We start from the raw sequence: 24,174 nt of genomic DNA on the forward strand, positions 1-24,174 counted from the left end.
CTGATCGGCGATCGAACCTCGCAGCGACGGTGTTCGCCCCATCTCGACACGGGGATGCTAAGGTCTATATTCGTGATGTTCGTCACAAAATTGCATCCACGAACGCGGCCTGCATCGCCATTGATGGCGGCCAATATCAATTATTAATCAGTGTGTTACCGCGCTTTCGCAATGAATGTTGTCAGGTCAGGATTGAAGGCATGAGCAAACGCTTCCGCAAGACCGGCCGACCAGCGCCGATGGAACGCGGAAACAGGGCAGGGATGCAGGCCGTCGCGGCGGGTGCATATGTGCTTCGTTACACATTGTTGCGGCCAGCACTTGGGTTTCATCGGGTGTGTCTCGCGTTGTTGCTGCTGATCCTGCCGCTGTCGGCGGCCGCACAGATCGCCGGGCGCACCGCACCCGGCACCGCGTCGATCGCGAGCGTCGCATCGAACGAAGCATCGAACCTGCCGCCGGACGCCGTATCGAGCTCGGCTGCCTACCGCATCGCGCCGGGCGACGAACTCGCGCTCAAGTTCTTCTATGTGCCCGAGCTCAACGAAAACGTGACGGTGCGGCCCGACGGCCGCATCCACCTGCAACTGGTCGGCGAAGTGCCGGCCGCCGAACTCACCCCGGCCGAGCTCGCCGCCGCGCTCAAGCGCGCCTATGCCGGCAGCCTGCGCCAACCCGAGGTATCGGTCGAAGTCGAGAAAGGCTTCGCACGCCAGCAGGTGTTTGTCGGCGGCGAAGTCGGGCGTCCCGGTGCGCAGCCGTTGTTGCCGTCGCTGACGGTGATGCGGGCATTGATCGTCGCCCAGGGCCTGCGCGACACCGCGGCGGCGAACCGGGTGGTGATCCTGCGCCGCGGCGACGATGGCCGCGGGCAGGTGATCCGGGTCGACGTCGCCTCGCAGTCGCGCAACGGTGCCGACGCCGCCAACGACCCGTTGTTGCAGCCCTTCGACGTGGTGCTGGCGGTGCCCTCGCACGTGTCGCGCCTGAATCGGTGGATCGACCAGTACATCCGCCGGAACCTGCCGGTGAACGTCGGCTTCTCCTACGACCTCAACGACAATCGCTCGGGCTACTGAATGGACAGCGCACCGCAGGACGCCTTCGCAGTCCCATCCCGTTCGCGGCCTTCCTCGGCGTTTTCGCTGCGCGAGTTGCTCGGCACCGCCTTCAGGGACCGGCGCCGGATCGGGCTCGCGTTCGCGATCAGTTTCGCACTGGTGCTGATCGCCTCCTGGCTGCCGACCACGCGCTACGTTTCCGATGCCAGTCTGCTGGTCCGGCTCGGGCATGAGTACGTCTACGTCGCCGATACCTCCGAAGGCAACGGCACCGGTGGTGCGACGCCGCTGATGTTCGACCGCACCGAGGCGCTCAGCGCCGAGAACGAAATCCTCGCCAGCCGCGACCTGATCCGCGAAGTGGTCGTGCGGATCGGCATGGGGCGTTTGTATCCCTCGATCGCCCAGCAGAAAGACGATCCACGCCGGCCGAAGCTCGACCAGGCGGTCGAGTCGTTCCGCGAGAACCTCGACGCGCAGTTGCTCAAGGGCGCGACGGTGATCCAGTTGCGCTTCACCCATCCCGACCCGGCCATCGCCCAGTCGGCGCTGCGCACCTTGGTCGCGACCTATCTCGACCGTCGCCGCGCGATTTTCTCCGACGATCAGGTGCGTTTCCTCGAAGGCCAGGTCGCCGGGGTCGAGTTGCGCCTGAAGGACGCGGAAAAACGCCTGGCCGAGTTCAAGCAGGCGCATGGCATCGTCAACTACGAGCAGCAGCTCGGCCTGATGGTGCAGCAGGGCAACGACCTGGAAACCCGCCTCAACGAGACCAGCCAGCAGGCCGGCACCGCCAACGCCCGCGCCAAGACCCTGAAACAGATCGCCAGCCAGACCCCGGCCAACCTGGTCCAGTTCAGCGAAACCCTCGGCGACCCGCAGATCCCGCGCCAGTTGCTCGACCTGCAGCTGAAAGAGCAAAGCCTGAGTTCGCGCTATCTCGACGGCAACCCGCTGGTGGTCAACGCGCGCAAGGACGTGTCCAAGGCGGAGTCTTTCATCCAACAGCAGCGCCGCAGTCCGCCGACCACGGTGCGGACCGGGCGCAACCCGGTGCGCGAAGCCGCCGAGCTGGATCTGCTGCGCGCGACCTCGGACGAGTCCGCGCTCGCCGGCAGCCGCAAGGCCTTGCAGGAACGCCTGGACCAGCTCAAGCGCCGCGCCGCCGAGCTGACCCGCCAGCAATCCGAATTCGCCGGCCTCAGCCGTGAACAGAAGCTGCTCGAAGACAGTTACGCCAACTATGCACGCAAGCTCGAAAGCGCGCGCATCGCCGAGGCGCGCGACCAGAAACAACGCACCAGCGTCAGCGTGCTGCAAGCGGCGAGCTGGCCGCTCAAGCCCAAGAGCGTGCGCTTGCCGATCCTGGCGATCGGCTTCTTCCTCAGCCTCGGCGTGGCCCTGATCGTCGCCTTCCTGTCGGAAGCGCTGCGTTCGAGCTTTTTGTCGCCGCAGAAGCTGGAACGCAGCTTCGGCCTGCCGGTGTTGGCGACGGTGCCGAGGATGGAGCGTTGATGGGTGCGGCCGATCCGTCGCGGCATCGGCGCCGCCGTAACGACTCGATCGGGGCGTTCCGCGTCGTCGGCCTGCTGTTCGGGTTGACGCTCGGCACGACCGCGTACGCCCAGTCGCTGCAACGTGGGATCAACCTGAGCCGGTGGCTCGAAGCCAGCGGCGGGCCGCCGGTGACGGCGCAAGAGCTGCGCAAGCTGCACGAGGCCGGTTTCGACCACGTGCGCCTGCCGGTCGATCCGGTCGCGCTGGGCTGGTCGCCGCAGCGCGGGCCGCGGCTGAGCGGGCTCGCGCGCTTGCGCGGCGCGGTCGATGCCGCGCTGGAGGCGAGGCTCGACGTGATCGTCGACCTGCATCCCAACGACCAGACCAAGCAGGCGATCGAAGCCGAGCCGCAATGGTCGGACGGCTATATCGCGATGTGGCGAACGCTGGCCGGCGAGTTCAAGCGCACGCCGACCAAGCGGGTCGTTTTCGAGTTGTTCAACGAACCGGGATATTACGGTATCGCCGGCGGCTTCCTGTGGAGCCGCTATCAGCAACGCCTGGTCGGCGCGGTGCGCGAGGTGCTGCCGGCGCACGCGCTGATCGTCAGCGGCCGCAAGGGCGGCAGCCTGGAAGGCCTGGTCGAGCTCGATCCGCTCGACGATCCGAACCTGATCTACAGCTTCCATTACTACCTGCCGTACATCTTCACCCACCAGGGCGCGAGCTGGATGCAGGGCGACCGCTGGACCACCGCCGGGCATTGGCGCGGCGTTCGCTATCCGGCATTGCAGGCGCGTCTCAAGCTGCCGCGCAGCGACGGCCAGGTCGCGGCCGAACGCGCCACCGACGAGCTCGCCGAGTATTTCCAGGGCGGTTGGAGCCGCGAGCGCATCGCCGCGCAATGGCAGCCGCTGGCGGCCTGGGCGCGCCAGCACGGCGTGCGCGTGCATTGCGGTGAGTTCGGGGTGATCCGCAACGGCGTCGACCCGGCTTCGCGCTATGCCTGGATCGGCGACGTGCGCACCCTGGCCGAGCGCAACGGCTGGGGCTGGTCGCTGTGGAACTACGCCGACGATTTCGGCATCGCCAGCGGCAGCAACACCGAAGGCCGCGAGCGCGGCGAGCTGGAAGCGCCGGCGTTGCGTGCGCTGGGACTGAGCAGGCTGGGATCGGGCCGGCGCGCACGATGAAGGCGTACGACGGCCAAGGAAGTGCCTTCGACCGCGCCAGCCGCGTGTTCCTGGTCCTGAGCCTGCTCGCCTACCTGTGCCTGTCGCCGGCCTTGCTGACACTGCTGGGCATTCCTTACGACGCGCCCTACGGTAGCTTCGTGTTCAAGCTGCATCCCGGCAGCTATCTGCTGAGCATCGCGCTGGCCTTGTCGCTGGCCGGGCAGGGCAATCCGTTGGTCGCCTTGCTGCGCCGTCTCGCCGCGCAGCCTTTGCTGGGCCTGTACCTGCTCGCGATGCTGGCGAGCTTCGCCTACTCGCTGTTGCGCTACGGCGCCTCGGGTTCGGCCTTCTTCATCGACACCTTGATGATGCCGGCTGCGATGGCTCTGGTTCTGCTGCGCCTGGACGCCGCGCAGTTGCGCGGCCTGTTCCGCCTGATCCTGATCGCGGTGATCGCCAACGCGACGCTCGGCCTGGTCGAGGCGGCCGTGCAGCATCATCTGGTGCCGTATACGGTCGCCGGCGGTGTGCCGGTCATCGAGGACAAGTTCCGCGCCACCGCGTTGCTGGGCCATCCGCTCGAGAACGCCTTGATCACCAGCATCGTCCTGTTGGCCTCGCTCGACCGGCCGATGTCGCCGCTGTGGCGCGGCTCGCTGGTCGCCTTCCTGGTGCTGGCCTTGCTCGCCTTCGGCGGACGCACCAGTTTCGTGCTGACCACGCTGGCCTTGCTTGCCTATGCCGCTTTCAGCGCGTTGCACGGCCTGCGTGCCGGTCGCTACGGCTATCTGCACATCGTCGGCGCCTCGATCGCGGTGTTGCTGGCCTTGCCGATAGCGATGGCCCTGGTGTGGCACAGCGGCCTGGGCGCGCGCATCTTCGAGGGGCTGTACCTGGACGATAGCGCGACGGTGCGCCTGCGCATCTTCAGTGTGTTCGATTACCTCGATACCTTCGATGTGCTGTTCGGCATCTCGCCGGCGCAGATCCAGGCGGTTTCGGCCCGGGTCGGCCTCAGCGCCAACCTGGAGGCGATCGAGAACTTCTGGCTGTTCATGCTGCTGCAACTGGGCGTGTTCGGTTTTGCGGTGTTCGCGCTCGGCCTGCTCTGCGCGCTCTGGCTGCTGTGGCGACGGGCCGGCAGCGGCGGCCGTTGGACCTTGCTGGTGTTTCTCGTCACCGCATCGACCACCAATTCGCTGGCCTCCAAGACCAGCGCCCTGACCCTGCTGTTCGCGGTGCTGTGCGGCGTCGCCGGCTATCGCGCGCTTGGCGCGCGGGCCGCCGGGGCCGAACGCCGCGGCGCACCTCGGCAGGCATCTTCCTCACGAACATGCTCTTCACGAACATGCTCTTCACGAGCATGCTCCTCGCAAGCATTCTCTTCACCCATGGGAGCCCGCGCATGAGCGGCATCGTCATCGGCGCGCCGCGCCCGGGCCGCGTCTTGCATCTGATCAACGGCGAGCATTACGCCGGCGCCGAACGGGTGCAGGATCTGCTCGCTCGGCAACTGCCGCAATTCGGCTGGCAGGTCGATTTCGCCTGTCTCAAGTCCGGTGCCTTCGAAAGGGTGCGCGAATCCAGCGGCAGCGCCCTGACCACCGTGCCGATGCGCTCGCGCCTGGATTTCAAGCCGGCCGGCGAGGTGGCGCGCTTGCTGCGCGACGGCGCCTACGACTTGCTGCATACGCATACCGCACGCTCGGCGCTGATCGGCTGTTTCGCCGCCGGTCGCGCCGCCAAGCCGATGGTGCATCACGTCCACAGCCGCACCGACCGCGACACCGAGAGCGCCGTGCGCAATCGCATCAACAGCGCGATCCAGCGCTTCAGCCTGCGCCGCGCCGACCGTTTGATCGCGGTCTCCGACAGCACCCGCGACTACCTGCGCCGGATCGGCTACGAGGACGGCCTGATCCGCACCGTCGCCAACGGCGTGCCGGCGTTGGCCGAGGTGCGCGAGTGGCGGCCGCCGCCGTCGCAGTGGGTGCTCGGCATGGTCGCGCTATTCCGCCCGCGCAAGGGCATCGAGGTCTTGATCGAGGCCTTGGCGAACTTGCGCGCCGCCGGCCGGCCGGTGAGCCTGCGCGCGGTCGGCGGCTTCGAGAGCGAGGCCTACCGACAGCAGGTGCTGGCCTACGCCGAGGCGCAAGGCGTCGCCGAGCACATCGTCTGGACCGGCTTCACCCGCGACATCGGCGCCGAACTAGCCCGGATCGATCTGTTCGCCTTGCCCAGCCTGTACGGCGAAGGCTTGCCGATGGTCTTGATCGAAGCGCTCGCGGTCGGTTTGCCGGTCGTCGCCACCGACAACGAAGGCATCCCGGAAGTGTTGGGCAACGGCCGCGCCGGCCTGCTGGTCGAGCCCGGCGATGCCGCCGCTTTCGCCCACGCCGTCGCCGGCTTGATCGAGCAGCCGCATCGGGCCCAGGCGATGGCGCGGGTCGGTCTGCAACGCCAGCGCGAACGCTATTCCGATCTGGCGATGGCCCGCCAGGTCGCTGCGGTCTATGAAGAATTGCGCGCGGAAGGCGCCTTCGCATGACAGACAAACACGACTCCGCCGCGGCGATGCCGCGTATCCGCCGCTTGCTCGACCGCCTCGATACGGTCGCCGACTCGCGCGGCCGGCGGCGTCTGCTCGACGAGCTGCGCCAGCCCAAGCGCACCATCGTGGTCTCGTTCCTCAATCAACACGCCTTCAATCTGGCCTGGACCGATGCGGCCTTCTGCGAGGACTTGCTGCGCAGCGAGCGCTTGCTGCGCGACGGGGTCGGCATGGCCGCTTGCCTGCGCCTGCTCGCACGCGCACCGGGTTTGAACATGAACGGCACCGACCTGATTCCACAGTTGGTCGCGGCCTATGTCGGCCGGCGCGTGGCGGTGGCGGGCACCGATCAGCCGTATCTGCAACGCGCGGTGCAGCTTCTGCGCGGGCAGGGCCTGGACATCGTCTGTTCGATTGACGGATTCGGTGGCGAGGACCGCTGCGTGTCGACCATCGCCGCCGCGCGCCCGGAGTTGGTGATTCTCGGCATGGGCATGCCGCGGCAGGAACGGATCGCCGCGCGCCTGGCCGGCGCACTCGAACAGCCGGCGCTGATCGTCAACGGCGGCGCGATCCTCGACTTCATGGCCGGACGTTTCCCGCGCGCACCGCAATGGCTGCGGCGCATCGGCCTGGAGTGGCTGTACCGCTTGCTCAAGGAGCCGCGCCGCTTGTGGCGCCGTTATGTGCTCGGCGGCGGCCAGTTCCTGTGGCGAGTGCTGCGCCTGGCCTGGGACAGCGGCGACGAGCGCGAAACGCCGAGCGCGGCTTCGCTCAGTGTCGATACCGATGGAAGCCCCACGGAGTCGTCCATGTCCGTCGATGCCGAGTCCTTGTTTGCGCAGCCCCAGCAACGCATGGCCGGCCTGGTGCAACGCCTCGACGCGCAGATGGCGGGCGGCGGCCAACGCATCGTGCAGTTCATCGCCGCGCGCCCGGGCGAGGGCGTCAGCTCGCTGGCGCAGGCCTACGCCGAGGCTTCGGCGCGTCTGCGCAAGCGCAAGGTGCTGCTGTTGTCCGACGATCTCGACCGCGAGCGCGCCTGGCCCTGCCTGGTCGAGGAAGCGTTGGACCGCGCCTGCGCCTCGATCGTCGCCGCCGGCGACGACGACGGCAACGGTCGTGTCACCCAGGCCCGGCTGTCCAGCGACGCCCGCGGCTATCAGGACAATTACGCGGCGATCGAAGACGCCTCGGTCTGGAGCGGCCTGTGCAAGCGCTTCGACGAGATCGTGGTCGACGCCAAGCCGGCGTTCGGCCTGGTCGCTGCGGCCCGCGCGAGCGGCGTGATCGTGGTGGTCGAAGCCGAAGTCACCCGCGCCTCGGCGGTCCGCAAGCTGCTCGACGACCTCGCCGCGGTCAACGCCCAGGTGCTCGGTTCCATCCTCAACAAACATCGCTCCCATCTGCCTCGCGCCTTGCATGATCGACTCTGAAGCCACGCCGGCGAGCGCACCGGCGGACAGTCTGGTCGGTCAGCGTCCGGACCAGCTCGATGTCGATAGCGTGCGGACGAGGGTAGTGCGGATCGCGGTGCTGCTGCCGGCGGACCGTCATCGCGCCTGGCAGAAGCAGGCGCGCGCCGACCTCGGCAGCATCCCCGGCGTGCAGGTCGACGTGCGCCGTGTCCGCGTGCCGGATCGTTATCGCCCCGATTGGAGCCGGCTCGAACGCGCGACCGCGATACTCACCGAGACGCCGGCGCCGTCGGCGGACCTGCAATCGCCAGGCGATTCGCGCTGGGATGCGGTGATCGACCTGGCCGGCATCGATTCGAGCGGGGTCGGCCAGGGCGGCGAGTGCGAACAATGGTCGGCGTGGCGCGCCGCCAGCCGGCATGGCGTCTGGCAGCCGCTGGATGCGCAGGGCATCCATCTCGCCGCGGCCTGGCCGTGCCACGCGGCGATCAGCGCCGGTCTCGGCGGCGAACTGTTGCTGGTGCGCGACCGCGCTTGCGTGCTCGACGCCGTGCGCTTCTTCGCCGACCCGGACTATCCGCGTTCGTTCCAACGCCTGTATGGCGAAGTGGCGACCCTGCTGCGCGGCGTCGTGCAGGAACTGATCGTCGCCGCCGCCTTGTCCACGACCACGGCATTCGTTCCGCTGCCTTCGCCGACGCCGTTGCGGCGGGCGGTGCTGGGCTTGCGCGGCAAGGCCTTGGCGTGGCGGCGCCGGCTGGTGGCGCGCTGGCTCAGCGAAAGTTGGATGATCGGGGTGATCGATGCGCCGATCCAGGAACTGATCGAGACACCGCTGGCCTCAAAGATCCGCTGGCTCGGCCGGCGCGGCTCGACCCATTACCGCGCCGATCCCTTCGGCATTCCCGGCGATCGCCACCGTCTGTATTGCGAGGTCTACGACTATCGCGACGGCCTGGGCCGCATCGAAGCGATCGAACTCGATCGCGGCGACCGCATCGTCCAGGCCGAGCCGGCGCGGCTGCATTCGTCGACGCACTTGTCCTATCCGTATCTGTTCGCGCACGACGGCGCCGTGTACGCGATCCCGGAAACCTCGGCGAACCGCCGCTGCGAGCTGTACCGGATCGAGGCCGACGGCGAATGGCGGCCGGTGGCGGTGCTGCTGGACGGTATCGCAGCCGCCGATGCCAGCCTGTTCGTCCACGAGGGCCGGTTCTGGCTGGCCTATACCGACCTCGGCCTGGGCGCATTCGACAATCTGTGCCTGAGCTATGCCGCCGACCTGAGCGGGCCGTGGCATCCGCATGCGCTGCATCCGGTCAAACTCGATCATTGCAGCTCGCGTCCGGCCGGCACGCCGTTCGTGCACGGCGGGACGCTGTATCGCCCGGCGCAGGACTGCAGCGACGGTTACGGCGCGGCCATCGCGATCAACCGCATCGAGGTGTGTACGCCGCAGCGCTATCGCGAACAGGTGGTGCGCCGCTGCCGCCCGGATCCGCGTGGGCCCAATCCGCACGGCTTGCATACCGTGTCGTCCTGGGGCGAACGCACCCTCGTCGACGGCAAGCGTTACGTGTTCAATCTGCACGAACTCGGGCGCAAGCTGCGCTGCCGCGGCTGGCGCTTGCCGAGCGGAGCCGGCGAATGACGTCGCAGGCTGCCAGCGCCTCGGGCATGCGCACCGCGCTGTTGTATTTGCCCCAGCTCAAGGTCGGCGGCGCCGAGATTTCGCTGCTGCGCCTGGCCCAGGGCCTGCGCACGCGCGGTATGGAGGTGGCCTTGGTCGTCCATCGCGGCGACGCCGAGGCGAGGGCGCTTGCCGGCGATATCGAGGTGGTCTCGCTCGACGCCGATCGCACCTTGTCGGCGGCGGGGCGGTTGGTGCAGGTCTTGCGCCGGCGCCGCCCCGAGGTGCTGGTCTCGGCCTTGACCCATAGCAATATCGTCGCCGCGGTCGCGGCGCGATGGGCAGGCGGCGCGACCCGGGCCGTGCTCACCGAGCACGCGCCAGTGTCCTCGATGCAGCGGCTCGATCCTTCCGCGCGTTATCGCGCGACCCTGCGCCTGATGCCCTGGGCCTACCGCCTCGCCGACGCGGTGGTCGCGGTCTCGCAGGGCGTGCGCGACGACTTCGAGCCGCGCCTGGCCGAAGCCACGCGGGCGCGGCTCGAAGTCATTCCAAACCCGGTGTTGCGCCGCGACTGGAACTCGCTCGCCCACGAGCCGGTCGACGACCCCTGGTTCGGCGCCGATGCCGCTCCGCTGGTGTTATCGGTCGGGCGCTTGAGCCCGGAGAAGAATTTCGCCGGCCTGATCCGCGCCTTCGTCGGCGTGCGCATGCCGATGCAGACGCGCCTGGCGATCATCGGCGAAGGCCCGGAGCGGCCGGCCTTGCAGGGCTTGATCGACGAACTCGGCCTGGGCCAGCGCGTGCGCCTGCTCGGCCAGCGCGCCAATCCCTATGCCTATATGCGCCGGGCCCGCGTGTTCGTACTGGCTTCTTTATTCGAAGGCTTCGGCAACGTGTTGATCGAGGCGATGGCCTGCGGCATCCCGGTGATCAGCAGTGACTGCCCGGTCGGGCCGCGCGAGATCCTCGGCGACGGCCGTTACGGCGATCTGGTCGCGGTCGGCGACGTCTCGGCGATGACCTCAGCCATCGAAAGCCGTTTGCAGCGCCCGGGCGACCAGGCCGAAGCGACGCGGCGTGCCCTGGAGTTCACGGTCGAACGCAGCGTCGACGAATACCTGGCCTTGTTCGCCCGGATCGCCTCGGCCCGTTCCGCTTAAGCGGAGGCCTGGCGCCCGGCGCGTGCGCGCGTCCACGCCTCGCGCGCCTGCGCCAGCCTGGCGTGCAGGCGCGGATGCGTCTGCGACCACCGCCTGAGACGATGGCGAAGCCCGAGCCACAGGGTATGCGGACGGCCCTTCCACGACAGCGGCACGGCGAGGTCGAATAGGTCGAGCTGATCGGGCATGAAGCCCTTCTTGTAGGCGTAGTCGCCGATGGTGAAATCGAAACGGCGCACGCCCTGCACATGCAGTGCGGCCATGGTGCGCTCGATGATCAGCCGTCCCGGCGAGCAACTGCGCCATTCGCCGGCGGCGCTGCCGATGCGGATCATCGCGTACTCGCCGCCGCGACGCAGACCGAGCAGGGCGGCCACGACTTCGTCGCCGGCGATCAGCGCAGTCAGCACCACTTCGCCGCTGGCGAGGCCTTCGTCGACCAGCTTGCGGTAGAAGTCGCGATAGCCGGGCTCGTCGAGGATATAGGCCCAGCCCTTGCCGGAGATCGCACTGCGTTGCTGTTGCTCCAGCGCGTCCATGACCCGCCGCGCCTGGCCGGCGTCGGACACTTGCTCGAAGCGTGCGTCCGGGTGACGGGTGAACACCCGCCATGAACGTTCCAACTCCTTGCGGTGAGTCTTTTCGCGGCTGAAGCGCCAGGCGTCGAAGTCGTCGCCGACCGTGGCCGGATTGCCGAACAGGGCCGATGCGCGCACGCCGGGCAGATGCAGCAGCGGGTTGGCGCGCGCGCCGATGGTTTCGGGCATTTTCTCGATCGCCAGCAAATCGGCGCGCGGCAACGCCTTGCGCAGCGCGGCGAACATCGCGCGGACCTGCGGCGCATCGTCGGGGCAACCGGGCATCAGCAGCGGCGCGGCATAGTCGCTGACGCCAAGATCGGCGAGCCCGATCCGCCGCAGGCCGTCGCGCTGTTCGGCGACCAGGGGCAGGGCCATCAGCACGCGTCCGTCGCTGCGCCGCGCGATGCTCGCCAGCAGCGGTGTGCGCCCGGCCTGAGCGCCGAGGGTGGCGTACCAGGCCGACAGCCAGCGCTCGGTTTGAAACACGGTGATCGAGGCGCCGCCGTCGATCCATTCGCGCCAGCGCGGCAAGGCTGTGGCGACATCGGTATCGACCGTTGCGATGAAGTCCTGCGTGGCCGCCTGCGGATGCGCATTCGGCGTCACCGTGCCGGCTCCGCCAGGTCGACGATGCGTCCGGGCACGTCGGCATCGAGACGGAAATCGACCGGACGCGCTGTGCGCCGCAATGCATCCAGGCGGCCGCTGCGGCGCCACGCCGCCTGCAAGGCGGCCTTGGCATAGAACGAAGGCCCGCTGAGTTTGCGCGTATGCGGCGTGTAGCCCAGATGTTGGCGCAGGATGCCGTTGGCGAGGTTGATCATGTGATTGCGGCGGATCTCCTCGGTCCAGTACTCCAAGGTCATGGAAATGTTGAGGCAGTCGTGGTTCTCGATCCGGTGCGGCGAATTGAGCGGCCAGAACAGGCCTTGCCCGGGCTCCAGGTCGAACACCGCGGCCTGTTCGTCGAAGGCCGGGTCGTAGTGCAGGCCGACTTCGAGTTGGCTGAGGGCGATGTTCTCCAGCCCTTCGGCGCTGAGGAAGGGCCGGTGCGGCGGATAGACGTAGATGCGTTTGCGGCCGTGCAACTGCAATAGGCCTTGGCCGGGCAAGTCGGCGTGGTAATACACCTGGGCGCCGGGCGAGGACACCAGCAAGCCCATGCGGTGGTCGTAACTCGACAGCGGCGGCGCCAGGGTGCCGGCTTCGCCGAACAACCCCATCGACACTTGGAGCAAATGCGCTTCGAGGTCTTGGCCGTTGCGCAGGTTCAGCCACAGGCGGCCGCGTTCGATCGCTTGCAGCACGCGCTCGCCGTCGAGCCCGCCGAAGTCGCCTTCGCGCCATACCCGCTTGCCGTTCGCGCCTTGTTCGCCCATGTGCACGATCGAGTAATGACGGCGCGGATAACGCTCGATGGTGCGCGCGATGGCCTCGCGGCTGAAACGCGGGTCGACGTGCAGCCGGTGTTCGAACAGCAACGGCGCGGCTTGCCATTGCGCCGGCGACTGCGGGCCGAGATTGCTTAAGGGGGACGAGGTGGGTTCGAGCATGACGGCGTTCCGCTAAGGTGAGTTGGGACGAAGCGCGCTGCGCAACTGGCCGAGCTGGCCGCGATAAGTCAGCGCGAGCGCTGCCGCATACACCGTCGTACCCAGTGCGACGGCGGCGATGAGTTGGGTCCAGCCGGCGAGCGACGGCAAGGCCGACAGGCTCGCGGCCATCGCCAGAGTCGCCAGCGCGATGCGCGCAAGGTGGGCGATGGGCATCGGCATGCCGAGTTTGCGTACGGCGACGACGAACGACACCAGCGCACCGACGCTCACCGCCGCGAGCGCACCGGCAGCGGCGCCGACCAAACCCATCGTGCGCAGGCCGATCGCGGCGGCGGCGAGGAACAGGGCGGTTTCGAGCACGTCGATCGCCAAGGTCCAACCGGTCTTCTGCGCGAGCAGGAACGGCTGGTTGGCGAAATGGCTGCGCAGGTTCTTGATCAGCCCGGCCAGGGTCGCGAGCGGCAGGATGCTCAAGGTCGTCGCGATGTACGGCGCGGACACCGCCGCGCGCGACAACGGCTCGGTAAGCAAGATCAGGCCGGCCGCGGTCGGCACCAGCACCGAGCAGAGCAGGGCGCCGTTGAGCGCGACCTGCTGCAGCGCCTGATGCTTTTCGCCCTGTGCTTCCAGGCGCAAGGCGATCGGGAACGCGGCGGCGGTGACCAGCATCGCCGCGAACCCGCAGGCGCGTTGGCCCAAGGTCCAGCCGACCGAGAACAGACCGACCGCGGCGAGGCCCATGCCGTGTTCGACCACGAAGCGGATGCCGTTGCCGGGCACCCAGGCGAGCACACCGCTGATCGCCAGCGGCAGACCGTACAGGCAGACCCGGCGCCAGACGGCTCGGTCCGGCCTGCGTAATTGCAGACGCAGGCGCAACCGCGACACCGCGTAGAGCAAGGACAGGCTTTGCGCGATCGCGTACGAGGCCAGCACTTCGAGCGGGCCGATCTGGGTCGGGCCGTTCGCCGCCAGGCGGGCCCAGCTCCAGCCGATCGCCAGACCGGCGACCGGACCGACGCTCTGCAAGGCGGTGTAGACGCCGATGGCATCGGCGACCTTGGCGCGCTCGGCCAGGTGCGTGCAATAGGAACGCGTCAAGGTGAATACGAACAGCGTCGTCCACAGTGCTGGCGACGGCCACTCGTGTGCGACGTAGCGCAACAGGATCAGCAGCACCGCCGCCTGCAGCACACCGTTGGCGAAGAACACCCAACTTTCGATCGCGTCCATGCGCTCGCGCAGAAGTGCGTCGGCGCCGGGCAGGAAACGCAGCAGGAAATACGACCAGAAGGCGAGGAACAACAGATACACCGCTTCCTGCATCGCCATGGCCAGGGTGAACAGGCCGAACTCGTTCGGATCGAGCCAGTGCGTCCACAACACGATCGCCGCCAACTGCGCGAGCGGGCCGAGCAGTTGTGCGGGCAGGTACAGCAGGGTCTGGCGAATCAGCACGAGGCGTCCTTGCTGGTCACAACATGTCGGTTGCAACGAAGAGAGCTCCGCGCCGGAATCGCGCGAGCTTCCGAGCCGGCCGATTCGATTCCTTACCGGGCCGGTTCATTCATAAATATGAAGATAATTAAGTGATTTGCATCACAGTTTTAGTCCGACGCATACTCCCACGGCATGCTCGGAGCCACAAGGGCAGACCAGGAAAAACCTTCAGTTTCCAGAGGCTTTCGTGACTCATCCCGCAAGCGTCGCACCGGTTCCGCTCACTGTTCCCTCACACGATTCCTGCCATGTCCTGGTCTGCGGCGGCGCCGGCTACATCGGTGCGCACGCCGCTTATGCGCTCGCGCATCAAGGCTTCGAAGTCAGCGTGCTCGACAACCTCAGCACCGGTCATCGCGAGGCCTTGCGCTGGGGCCGCTGGATCGCCGCCGACCTGCTGAAACCGGACACGCTCGATGCCGCCTTCGAGCGTCCGGTCGATGCGGTGATGCATTTCGCCGCGCGCTCGCTGGTCGGCGAATCGGTGGCCACGCCTTACGACTATTACCGGCACAACGTGGTCGGCAGCCTCAATCTGTTGCAGGCGATGCAGCGTCATGGCGTCGGGCGCCTGGTGTTTTCGTCGACGGCCGCGGTCTACGGCGAGCCGGACTCGGTGTCGATCGACGAGGCGCACCGGACCGAGCCGATCAATCCCTACGGCGCGAGCAAGCTCATGGTCGAGCGCATGCTCGCCGATGCCGCGCAGGCCTACGGTTTGCGTTCGGTATCGCTGCGCTATTTCAATGCCGCCGGCGCCGCGGCCCATGCCGGCATCGGCGAATCGCATTATCCGGAAACCCATCTGATCCCGAACGTGTTGCGCGCGGCCCTCGGCGAAGCGCAAGCGCTGCAGGTATTCGGCGACGACTACGACACCATCGACGGCACCTGCGTGCGCGACTACATCCACGTGCTCGATCTCGCCGACGCGCACATCCGCGCCTTGCGCTGGCTCGACAGCACGCCGGGAGCGCATCGTTTCAATCTCGGCAACGGCCGGGGTTTCAGCGTGCTGCAGGTGATCCGCGCGGCCGAAGCCATCGCCGGCCGCCGCATTCCCTATGAGGTGGCGCCGCGCAGAGCCGGCGACCCGCCGGTGCTGGTCGCGGCCAGCGATGCGGCGCGATCGCTGTTGGGCTGGGTCCCGCGTTATACCCGGCTGGAAGATATCGTCGACAGCGCCTGGCAATGGCATAACGCGCCGGCGTTCTGAACGGCGCCTTGCGGTTTCTGCGCAAAGGCGTGCGAGCTCGGGCGCGCCGAGCGTGAACATTGATTCATCCACGCGAAGGCTGCTTCGCTACCATCGTCGTTCGACGGCAACCGGTCGCAACGCATGCGCACATACCAGCCCCTGGCGGCGGCCCTTGGATTCTTCTTGATCGCGGCCAGCCCGCTCGCCGACGCGACCCAGGCGCCTGCCGACTACATCTACACCAGCGCGGGCGATTTCGCCGAGCAGCAGCGCTATCTCGCGCGGCCCGACATCGCCGGCGTGCAGATCGTCTACCACTGGAAGCAGTTGGAGCGAGAGCAGGGCGAGTACGATTTCGATCGGATCGATGCCGACCTCAAGCAGGTGCAGTCCCTGGGCAAGAAATTGTTCATCCAGATCCAGGACCGTTTCTTTGAAGCCCGGGCACGCAACATCCCCGCCTATCTGCTGACCGATCCAATCTATGGCGGCGGCCTCGTGCCGCAACTCGACAACCCCGGCGAGAACCAACCGCAGGCTTCCGGCTGGGCCACGCAGCAATGGAACCCCGCCGTAAGAGAGCGCTTCCAGAAGCTGCTGCAGGCCTTGGCGAAGCGTTACGACGGCCGTATCGAAGGCATCAACCTGCCCGAGACCGCGATCGACATCGACGACAAGCACGACCGCAGCGGTTTCAGCTGCGATAAGTACTTCGCTGCGGAAATGGAAAACCTGGCTGCGGCGCGCATGGCTTTCAAGAAGTCGCACGTGGTCCAGTACGTCAACTTCTGGCCTTGCGAATGGAATAACGACCACGACTACATGGGCCGTTTGTTCGCGTATGCCGCCAAGCACGGCGTTGGTCTCGGCGGGCCCGACATCGTCCCGTTCAAGCCGGGGCAGATGAAGAATTCCTATCCGTTCTTCCATCGCTATCGTGCAAAACTGCCGTTGATCGCGATGGCGATCCAGGAACCGACCCTGACCTACACTGATCAGAAGACCGGCAAGCCGTTCACGCGCGAGGAGTTCACCGCTTTCGCTGAGGATTATCTCGGCGCCGACATCATTTTCTGGGCGACCTCCTCGCCGTGGCTCAATCGCTGAGGGCGTCGTCGCCCGGCCGAGCAGGGCAAGGCGGCGACGACAAGGCTCAGCTTGGCTGCGACCAGCCGATGCTGCCGAAGTTGAACGCCGACACGTCCTTCAGGGCGATTCGGCAGAACACGCCGCGATCGGACGGAAACGCCTGCTGCGACCCGGGGGTGTAGTAGATCGCATCCCTCAGATGCAGGTACAGCGGCGGCCCGGGGCGGAGCGCGCCTTCTTCATCGGAGGCTCTCGCGGCCAGGCCGGCTATCGCTTTCTGGATGCGCGCGGTGATCGGGTGGTGCTGGGCATAGCGCTCGAAGCCGATGACCGTGCCCGAGATCAGCACGCCCGCCACCAGCAAGGTCACCTGGACCTCGGGCGCTCCGTCCTGGGTCGCGGTGTCGGCGACCACTTCGAGCACGATGTCGCGGGTCCCGAAATCCGCAAGCAAGCTGTTGCCCGCGCCCCTGTCCTGGGTCATGCCGTTCTCCTCGTGGCCGGTTGTCGCGCCGGTCGGGCGCATCGATTCGAAGCGGCCGTCGCGACCGCCAAAAAGGGGTACGCAATTGGTCGGCAAAGACGGCCAGAACACGGCCAGGACACGCTCAGAACCAGGATGCCTCGGTCCGGTCCTGCCGCCGGCGCACTCGATGCCGGCGGCTCCCGGTAGCGGTCGGTTCGCGCCGAACCGCGCCTTGTCGATGTTCCTATCCGATCGCGCAAGCGCGGTGTTCGTGCGCAGCACCGACCAAGCCTCAAGCCCCGATGCAGCGTTCCACTGCGAGTGCTTCTGCTTTGGTTGAGCGCATGCGATAACCGGTCGATCTTCAATCGTACCGGAGTCATCCATGTCCGCCATCGCCACCGTCGTGGCCAGCAGCGACGGCGTCCCGTATCAGGTTCGTTTCAGCGACGACCTCGACCACCACTGGCTCGCCGACGAGCCCGCCGAACAGGGCGGCGCCGACAGCGGCCCGCCGCCGGAGCGCCTGCTGCTGTCGAGCCTCGGCGCCTGCACCGCGATCACCTTGCGCATGTACGCCGCACGCAAGCAATGGCCGCTGAGCGCGGTCGAAGTGGAATTGAGCTTCAATCCCGACGGCAAGCCCACCGAGGGCACCGACATCCGCCGCCGCATCGTCCTGAGCGGCGACCTCAGCGATGAGCAACGCGAGCGCCTGCTGCAGGTCGCCAACGCCTGCCCGATCCATAAGGTGCTGACTGGCGGGGTGCGAATCGCGACTGCGCTGGCGGTGCAGGCCGCCTGAGCCGCGCTCACCGAGCGCCGCCGCGCCGGATACGGCGGCGGGTCTCGCCACGCCGTTGCCGGTACTGGCTTTTCCTTCCAGTGGTGGAGGCGCGTGCGCCTCGCTAACATCTCATGCCCGGATACAGGCATGGGGCAGCATCAGCTGGAATGCCTGGCGATCCGCGTGGGGCTGGGCATCACTGGCGAATTCCCCGGGGTCGGGGTCAAACGAACGAACAAGGATGGGGCATGGAAGGCATTGAAGGCATTGATTCCGCAACGCGGGAAGACTTGGCGAACATCCAACAGGATTTGAACGAAGCTACGATTTCGTTCTTGTCGGGGCTCGCCGACGTTTCGGAAAAATTGCGAAACGGCGACATATACGACGTGGACAAAGAAGCTGCGATGGTCCGCGCTCTGATCCTGAGCGCAAAGCTCTCGTCGGAGCGGATGCTGGAGGTGGCCAATAGCCCCGAGCTCAGGCGAGATTCCATTCGTAAGCGCCTGGCGGCGCAGGCTATGTTCGACTACGACCGCCTGGCCAGAATGCTGGCGAACGAGAGCCTGGCCCCGATCCAGCGCCTGCAGCAGTTCGCCGATCATTTCAACGTAAATCTCAATAAGAGTCTCGGACGCTTCGCCGACGGCGCCAAGTATGGAAAAGTGCTCGGACGGGTGGACGACGCACTGACCGCCGGCGATCTGATCGCAGCGGTCGTCAACCGGGACGGTGCGAAACTGGCCGGCGTCGTCGCCGGATACATAGCGACCGAGGCGCTGGCGGCAATCGGGAACATGGCCGTAGCAGGCGCGGTCGCCGCGGGCGCCATCAGCGCGCCGGTCGCATTGGCCGCCTCGGTCATCGTCGTGGCTACGGCGACGGTTTTCGGCGTACAGGTCGAGGAAGATGCCGAAGAGTTCTTCGCCGGGGTATTCGGTGAGAAGGAAGATCAGGATATCGGCGCATTGATATCGCGCGTCTTCGCCGAATTCGACAACGGGTCAGTCACGTTCCCGAATCTGAACTATGTCGCGCGGCTGGGTACCGAAGGTGACGACGTTCTTCTGGGATCGAACCTGCGCGACTCCATCGTCGGCGGTGCCGGTAACGACACGATCGAAGGTGGCGCATTAAGCGACTACCTGGGCGGTGACGAAGGCGACGATGTCTTGCGTGGCCAGAACGGCGCAGACATGTTGCTCGGCGGCTCCGGTTCCGACACCTTGATCGGTGGTGTCGGCAACGACACCCTCAAGGGCGGGGAGGGGCACGACTTCTACGATTTCACCCGCGAAGACTTCTTCGACGGCCGCACCCAGGACATTATCGTCGACGCCGATGGCAATGGCCGTATCCGCTACGAGGGCCTTGCGGTCGGAGCCGATTCGCCGTTCACTTCGGTTACTCAAGACGGTTTCAGCTGGCTGACCACCGATAAGTTGTTCCGTTTGTTGCTGGTGGGCGAAGGCGCCTCGCAGAACCTGATCCTGGTCCATCGCGAAACCAATGCGCGCATCGTGGTCCAGAACTGGAGCAATGGCGATCTCGGCATCGATCTGCCCGATCCGGGCGGCATGAGCTTGCCTACGGGACAATCGCTCACCGGCCTCCACGACCTTTTCGGTCGCGACGGCAATCCCTTGCTCGAACACAGCGGCAGCGACAGCGTCTACGGTATGGCCGGCAACGACGGCCTGGATGGCGGCTACGGCGACGATCACCTGGATGGCGGCGACGGCGAAGATCTGCTGATGGGCGGTCCCGGGCGCGACACCCTGATCGGTGGAGACGGCAACGACTTCATCTTCGACGGCTCCACGGTGATGTATTGGAAGCGATGGTCGGATCCGGCGAACGTAACGCATCCCTGGGCCTGGGTCGACACCACCGGGCCCGGCCGCGAATTGGCCGCGGGCAACGGTTGGTACTTCTTCGGCCCCAGCGAGGCGGCGGTCGATGCGCGCGATTACCTGCGCCGGCTCGATATGTACGCCCAGCGGGGCGGCATGACCGCCGATGAGGTCAACGCCGAACCGGGCCGCGAGCCGACGAACCCCTTCGTAGACCTCGACCCGAACGCAGGCAACCAGAGCGGCGACGATGTGATCGACGCCGGCGCCGGCTCGGACGTAGTCCGCTCGGGCGAGGGCGACGACACCATCGACGGCGGCAGCGGCAACGACTTGCTGCTCGGTGCCGAGGACGACGACTTCATCCAGGGCGGCACCGGCGACGACGTCATCTTCGGCGACGTGCTGCTCGGCACGGCCACCGCGCTGGACGGCAGCAGCTGGGCCGCTTCGACCGACGCGAACGTTTCCGGCAACGACGTGATCATGGGCGGCGCCGGCGCGGACGTGATCTATGGCCAGGGCGGCGACGACGTGATCGACGGCGGCGACGACGACGATGTGATTCGCGGCGACCGCATCGGCAGCGAACCGGAATCGGATGCGCGCAACCCAGGCGTGGCCGAGGACGATCTGATCGATGGCGGCCGCGGCAACGACCGCATCGAAGGCAATGCCGGTCATGACACGGTGCGAGGCGGCGATGGCGACGACATCGTCATTGGCGACGACGCCGTTACGGCAGGTGCTTTGCACGGCAACGATACCCTTGACGGCGGTATCGGCAACGATCAGCTGTGGGGCATGGGCGGGCACGACGTCATCGATGGCGGCGACGGTGCGGATACTTTGATCGGCGACGACGCCGCGCTCGGCACCGCCTATCACGGCAACGACCTGCTTCGCGGCGGCGCCGGCAACGATATCGCGTTCGGCCAGGGCGGCAGCGACCTTGTAGAAGGTGGTGCGGGCGACGACGTGCTGATGGGCGACGCCAATGTGGCGGACGTCGAGCTGGCGGCTCACGGCAACGACACCGTCATCGGCGGTGCCGGCAAGGACAAGCTGTACGGCAATGGCGGCAACGATCGGCTCGATGGCGGAGACGACGACGACCAGGCCTGGGGCGGCGAGGGCGACGATACCCTCGCCGGCGGTGCCGGTAACGATTACCTCGACGGAGACGGTTTGTCGGTGGCGCCGGAACAGCACGGTCGCGACACCCTGGACGGCGGCGACGGGGCCGATGTGATCTACGGCTTCGGTGGAGACGACCTGCTGTTTGGCGGCTCCGGCAACGATATTCTTTACGGCGACGACGATGTGGGCGCCTTCAGCGGCAACGATCGCATCAATGCCGGCAGCGGCGACGATTCGGTCTGGGCCGGCGGTGGCAACGACTCTGTTCGCGGCGACGGCGGAAACGACGCGCTGCTGGGCGGCGCGGGCGACGACCATCTGCTGGGCGGCGACGGCAACGATTCGCTGCGAGGCGATGCGGGCAACGACAAGCTCGATGGCGGGCTCGGAACCGACGTCTACCACTTCGAGGTCGGCTTCGGCGACGACGAAATCGTCGCCGGTACGGAAGCCGGCGTCGTCGATCTCCTTCAGTTCGGCGACGGTATCGCCCAGGAAGCGTTGAGGCTGCTGCGGGTCGGCGACGATCTGGTGGTCTCGATTTCCGGCAGCAGCGACCGCGTCACCTTGCGCGGCTACTACACGGCACCGGGGCAGCACCAGTTCCGTTTCTCCGATGGCTCCCAATGGAATGCGGCGGACATCCTGGCCCACGTTTCCATGCCTGAAAACGTTCCTTCCACCGGAACCGACGTGCTGGGCACCGAAGGCAACGACCTGATCGGCGGTGGCGACGGTCGCGACCAGGTGTACGGAGGTGCCGGCGACGACATCCTTTATGGCTATGGCGGCGACGACATCTTGAGCGGCGATGGCGAGTACTGGCGATTCGGTGGGAACTGGTTTCAGTCCGGCAACGACATCATCCTCGGCGGATCGGGCAACGATACCGTTCTGGGCGGTGGCGGCGACGATACCTTGCTCGGTGAGGACGGCAACGATCAATTGAAGGGCGGCGACGGTATCGATCGCTTGCTCGGTGGGGCGGGTACGGATCTGCTCGAAGGGGAATGGGGTAACGACCAACTCGATGGCGGCGAAGGCGGCGACAGTCTTGCCGGCGGCGCGGGGCACGACCGTTTGCAGGGAGGCGTCGGCAACGATGTGTTACAGGGCGATGGCGGCGACGACTGGCTGGATGGCGGAAGCGGTAACGACAGCCTGATGGGATCGTCCGGCGCCGACATCTATGTATTCGAGCAAGGTTTCGGGCGCGACCAGATCTGGAGCAGCGCCGCCGAAGACTACGAGCAGTTGGATACCGTTCGCTTTGGCGCCGGAATCCGCAAGGAGGATATCGTCGCCGAGCGCGTCGGCGATAACCTGGTCTTGAGCATCGGAACCGACGATGTGCTGACCCTTCACGACTACTTCAACTCGAATTTCAGTATCCGTCAGATACAGTTCGCTGATGGCAGCCAGTACGAAGTCCCGGTCAATATCTACCGCATCGGCGGCAACGAGTCGGAAATCATCGACGGGGCGGACGGCAACGACCGGATCGCCGGCGGCAGCGGCGACGACATTATTCGAGGCGGTAGCGGACGCGATTGGCTCGATGGTCAGAATGGCTCGGACGAGTTGCATGGCGAAGCAGGCGATGACGTACTTTATTCCGCTGCCGATGTGGACGGCGTCGACAAGCTTTACGGCGGCGACGGCAACGACATCCTCTCGGGCAATGGTGAGGACCGACTGTTCGGCGGTAGTGGCGACGACCGGCTCTGGAGCAACGGTTCGGGAGTTACCTTGGACGGGGGCATCGGAGACGACACCTTGGAGGCTGCCTACGGCGATACTGCCATCGGCGGCGACGGCAACGACACCATTTTCGGCGGAAGCCTGATCGAAGGTGGGCTTGGCGACGATGTGCTGCACCAAAGCAGTGGTGTCTACCGTTTCGACGCGCAGTTCGGCAACGACCGTTTCGCTACCGGCAACGGCTTCACCACGTCCACTTTGCGTTTCGCGCACTTGACCGACCCGAGCAGCCTGTATCTGGTGGTGCAGCCCGGCGAAGACGATGGCGAAGGCGGACAGATTGGTCGGCTGAGCACCCTGCATGTCGCCGGCAGCAACGATTCGATCCGGTTCGACGGCGGCGGGAACTATCGAGTCGAACTGGCCGACGGCTCGTCGTGGACGATCGACGAGCCCCTGCTTTACGGACAGGACGACGATTTCCTGAGCCAGGTCCTCATCGGTAACCGTGTCCGTCATATCGGCTTCGTTGGCAACGATGTGCTCGACGGCAGCGCCGGAGCGGAAGCGATATTCGGCGGCGACGGTGCCGACCGCGTGGGTGCGAACGGCGGCGACGACATTCTCAGCGGCGGCGCCGGCGACGACATCTACGTGTTGAGCGGATTGGCATCGGGCCGGACGATTTTCGACACTCGCAACGACAATCTTTCTGAGACGGACGTGATCAAGTTCGGCGCAGCCTGGCAGCGCCCGGACGTTGCGTTCTCGGCCGACGGCAAGCACCTGGACATCAGCGACACGCAGGGCAATCGTATTGCGCAGGTCTTCAACTTCTTCGCGGGATCGGCCAGCGCTGGGTTCGAAGTCGATCGCTTCGAGTTTGCCGACGGCACTTCGCTCAGCGCCGAGGACGTGTTCGCTCTGACGCCCGGTGCGCCGCAGTTCTTGTCGGGCATGGAAGGCGACGACCTCCTGCTGGGCGGGGACGGCGACGACGAGATCGTCGGCGCCGGCGGCAACGACATCCTGCATGGACGAGGCGGCAGCGACGTGTTGTCCGGCGGCACGGGCGGGGACATCTACCGCTTCGGCCGAGGCGACGGAAGCGATGCGATCTACGAGCTGGGCCGACCGATCGGACCGACCGGCCCCACTCCCGAGGCGATCGTTGAACTCTCCCGGACCGCCGAGTTCACCGAGGACGTCCCGGAGACCGTCGATGCGGTGCAACTGGGCGAAGGCATCGCGACCAGCGACGTCAGTCTGCAGCGCTCCTTCAACGACCTGCATATCGGTATCGTCGGCACCGACGATATTCTGCAGATCGTCGGGTACTTCGCCGACGATCCGTCGAGTTCGGATTGGGACGGACGGGTCGAGGAAATCCGCTTCGCCGACGGCACGGTCTGGGATGTGCAAGCGGTCTTGGCGATGCTGCCGAGCGAGCCGCCGGTACCGACCGATTTCGTGCGATCGGCCGAGATTTCGCCGTCGATCGCGGCGCAGGACGCACCGCCGCGCTCGGATTTGTCCGAACATCGTTCCACTGGTGTTTTGCCGTCCGGCCCGGCGTCGCCGTCGACTCGTTCGCCGCAGAGCGGGGCGACGACCCGTTCGGAGCTGCAGGCACTGATCGCGGCGATGGGCAGCTATGGCAATGGCGCCGGATCCATCGCGCCCGTCAAGGATGTGCAGACGGCATCGGCCGGCATGTGGCAAGCCAACAGCCTGGCGTACATCGATGCCAGTGGCATCGGCCGCATGGCGGTTTAGGGCTCGATTCGCAGTCCGACGACGCTTGA

The 24,174-nt window shown here is 66.7% G+C and carries 16 protein-coding genes; 12 read left to right on the plus strand and 4 right to left on the minus strand.

Going from position 1 to position 24,174, the window contains the following annotated elements:
- Positions 1-29 precede the first annotated feature (29 nt).
- Genes ACTOWK_RS04200 through ACTOWK_RS04235 form a run of 8 tightly spaced genes read left to right on the plus strand, consistent with a single transcriptional unit; the run spans position 30 to position 10,498 of the window.
- The gene (locus ACTOWK_RS04200) at positions 30-1,079 is read left to right on the plus strand and encodes a polysaccharide biosynthesis/export family protein (protein ID WP_441328936.1); all 1,050 of its coding nucleotides are present in this window, start codon (positions 30-32) and stop codon (positions 1,077-1,079) included.
- Entirely contained in the window at positions 1,080-2,576 is a 1,497-nt protein-coding gene (locus ACTOWK_RS04205) for a GumC family protein (RefSeq protein ID WP_441328937.1), read from the plus strand.
- A complete protein-coding gene (locus ACTOWK_RS04210) occupies positions 2,576-3,751 on the plus strand; it encodes a glycoside hydrolase family 5 protein (RefSeq protein ID WP_441328938.1) in 1,176 nt (391 codons plus the stop codon). Before ACTOWK_RS04205 ends, ACTOWK_RS04210 begins: the two co-directional genes overlap by 1 nt.
- Positions 3,748-5,142 (plus strand): VpsF family polysaccharide biosynthesis protein, encoded by a 1,395-nt coding sequence (locus tag ACTOWK_RS04215; RefSeq protein WP_441328939.1) that lies wholly within the window; start codon positions 3,748-3,750, stop codon positions 5,140-5,142. The genes ACTOWK_RS04210 and ACTOWK_RS04215 overlap by 4 nt, the downstream gene beginning before the upstream one ends.
- Positions 5,139-6,281, plus strand: a complete 1,143-nt coding sequence (locus tag ACTOWK_RS04220; RefSeq protein WP_441328940.1) for a glycosyltransferase — start codon at positions 5,139-5,141, stop codon at positions 6,279-6,281. Before ACTOWK_RS04215 ends, ACTOWK_RS04220 begins: the two co-directional genes overlap by 4 nt.
- The gene (locus tag ACTOWK_RS04225) at positions 6,278-7,720 is read left to right on the plus strand and encodes a WecB/TagA/CpsF family glycosyltransferase (RefSeq protein ID WP_441328941.1); all 1,443 of its coding nucleotides are present in this window, start codon (positions 6,278-6,280) and stop codon (positions 7,718-7,720) included. The genes ACTOWK_RS04220 and ACTOWK_RS04225 overlap by 4 nt, the downstream gene beginning before the upstream one ends.
- Positions 7,707-9,356, plus strand: coding sequence for a glucosamine inositolphosphorylceramide transferase family protein (locus ACTOWK_RS04230; protein WP_441328942.1), 1,650 nt, complete (start codon positions 7,707-7,709; stop codon positions 9,354-9,356). The genes ACTOWK_RS04225 and ACTOWK_RS04230 overlap by 14 nt, the downstream gene beginning before the upstream one ends.
- Entirely contained in the window at positions 9,353-10,498 is a 1,146-nt protein-coding gene (locus ACTOWK_RS04235; protein WP_441328943.1) for a glycosyltransferase, read from the plus strand. Before ACTOWK_RS04230 ends, ACTOWK_RS04235 begins: the two co-directional genes overlap by 4 nt.
- On the opposite strand, the gene ACTOWK_RS04240 is transcribed toward ACTOWK_RS04235, so the two are convergent.
- From ACTOWK_RS04240 to ACTOWK_RS04250, 3 genes are read right to left on the minus strand one after another with little or no spacing between them, the layout of a single operon-like run.
- Positions 10,495-11,685, minus strand: coding sequence for a GNAT family N-acetyltransferase (locus tag ACTOWK_RS04240; RefSeq protein WP_441328944.1), 1,191 nt, complete (start codon positions 11,683-11,685; stop codon positions 10,495-10,497). The two genes, ACTOWK_RS04235 and ACTOWK_RS04240, sit on opposite strands and share 4 nt — an antisense overlap.
- The gene (locus ACTOWK_RS04245) at positions 11,682-12,632 is read right to left on the minus strand and encodes a hypothetical protein (RefSeq protein WP_441328945.1); all 951 of its coding nucleotides are present in this window, start codon (positions 12,630-12,632) and stop codon (positions 11,682-11,684) included. The genes ACTOWK_RS04240 and ACTOWK_RS04245 overlap by 4 nt, the downstream gene beginning before the upstream one ends.
- Before the next feature lie 12 nt (positions 12,633-12,644).
- Positions 12,645-14,093 carry a lipopolysaccharide biosynthesis protein gene (locus ACTOWK_RS04250; RefSeq protein WP_441328946.1) on the minus strand — a complete coding sequence of 483 codons (1,449 nt, stop codon included), beginning with the start codon at positions 14,091-14,093 and terminating at the stop codon, positions 12,645-12,647.
- Positions 14,094-14,322: 229 nt separating this feature from the next.
- On the opposite strand from ACTOWK_RS04250, the gene galE reads away from it, so the two are divergent.
- Together galE and ACTOWK_RS04260 are read left to right on the plus strand one after the other, a co-directional pair.
- Entirely contained in the window at positions 14,323-15,351 is a 1,029-nt protein-coding gene (gene galE, locus ACTOWK_RS04255; protein ID WP_441328947.1) for a UDP-glucose 4-epimerase GalE, read from the plus strand.
- 165 nt (positions 15,352-15,516) lie between these two features.
- A complete protein-coding gene (locus ACTOWK_RS04260) occupies positions 15,517-16,440 on the plus strand; it encodes a hypothetical protein (RefSeq protein WP_441328948.1) in 924 nt (307 codons plus the stop codon).
- Positions 16,441-16,486: 46 nt separating this feature from the next.
- Here ACTOWK_RS04260 and ACTOWK_RS04265 read toward each other — a convergent pair whose 3' ends face one another.
- The gene (locus tag ACTOWK_RS04265; protein ID WP_441328949.1) at positions 16,487-17,275 is read right to left on the minus strand and encodes a hypothetical protein; all 789 of its coding nucleotides are present in this window, start codon (positions 17,273-17,275) and stop codon (positions 16,487-16,489) included.
- Here ACTOWK_RS04265 and ACTOWK_RS04270 point away from each other — a divergent pair.
- Both ACTOWK_RS04270 and ACTOWK_RS04275 read left to right on the plus strand, forming a co-directional pair.
- Complete coding sequence (locus ACTOWK_RS04270; protein WP_441328950.1) at positions 17,274-17,693, plus strand: OsmC family protein; 420 nt, start codon at positions 17,274-17,276, stop codon at positions 17,691-17,693. The genes ACTOWK_RS04265 and ACTOWK_RS04270 overlap by 2 nt on opposite strands.
- A 230-nt stretch (positions 17,694-17,923) precedes the next feature.
- Positions 17,924-24,145, plus strand: a complete 6,222-nt coding sequence (locus ACTOWK_RS04275) for a calcium-binding protein (protein WP_441328951.1) — start codon at positions 17,924-17,926, stop codon at positions 24,143-24,145.
- Positions 24,146-24,174 lie beyond the last annotated feature (29 nt).

The organism is Lysobacter sp. CA196 (assembly GCF_052078695.1).
In the GTDB taxonomy this organism is placed as follows: domain Bacteria; phylum Pseudomonadota; class Gammaproteobacteria; order Xanthomonadales; family Xanthomonadaceae; genus Lysobacter.

Coding starts and splice junctions, on each gene's coding strand:
- ACTOWK_RS04205 (WP_441328937.1), top strand. CDS start 1,080: ATGGACAGCGCACCGCAGGACGCCTTCGCAGTCCCATCCCGTTCGCGG.
- ACTOWK_RS04210 (WP_441328938.1), top strand. CDS start 2,576: ATGGGTGCGGCCGATCCGTCGCGGCATCGGCGCCGCCGTAACGACTCG.
- ACTOWK_RS04215 (WP_441328939.1), top strand. CDS start 3,748: ATGAAGGCGTACGACGGCCAAGGAAGTGCCTTCGACCGCGCCAGCCGC.
- ACTOWK_RS04220 (WP_441328940.1), top strand. CDS start 5,139: ATGAGCGGCATCGTCATCGGCGCGCCGCGCCCGGGCCGCGTCTTGCAT.
- ACTOWK_RS04225 (WP_441328941.1), top strand. CDS start 6,278: ATGACAGACAAACACGACTCCGCCGCGGCGATGCCGCGTATCCGCCGC.
- ACTOWK_RS04230 (WP_441328942.1), top strand. CDS start 7,707: ATGATCGACTCTGAAGCCACGCCGGCGAGCGCACCGGCGGACAGTCTG.
- ACTOWK_RS04235 (WP_441328943.1), top strand. CDS start 9,353: ATGACGTCGCAGGCTGCCAGCGCCTCGGGCATGCGCACCGCGCTGTTG.
- ACTOWK_RS04245 (WP_441328945.1), bottom strand. CDS start 12,632: ATGCTCGAACCCACCTCGTCCCCCTTAAGCAATCTCGGCCCGCAGTCG.
- ACTOWK_RS04270 (WP_441328950.1), top strand. CDS start 17,274: ATGTCCGCCATCGCCACCGTCGTGGCCAGCAGCGACGGCGTCCCGTAT.
- ACTOWK_RS04265 (WP_441328949.1), bottom strand. CDS start 17,275: ATGGATGACTCCGGTACGATTGAAGATCGACCGGTTATCGCATGCGCT.
- ACTOWK_RS04275 (WP_441328951.1), top strand. CDS start 17,924: ATGGAAGGCATTGAAGGCATTGATTCCGCAACGCGGGAAGACTTGGCG.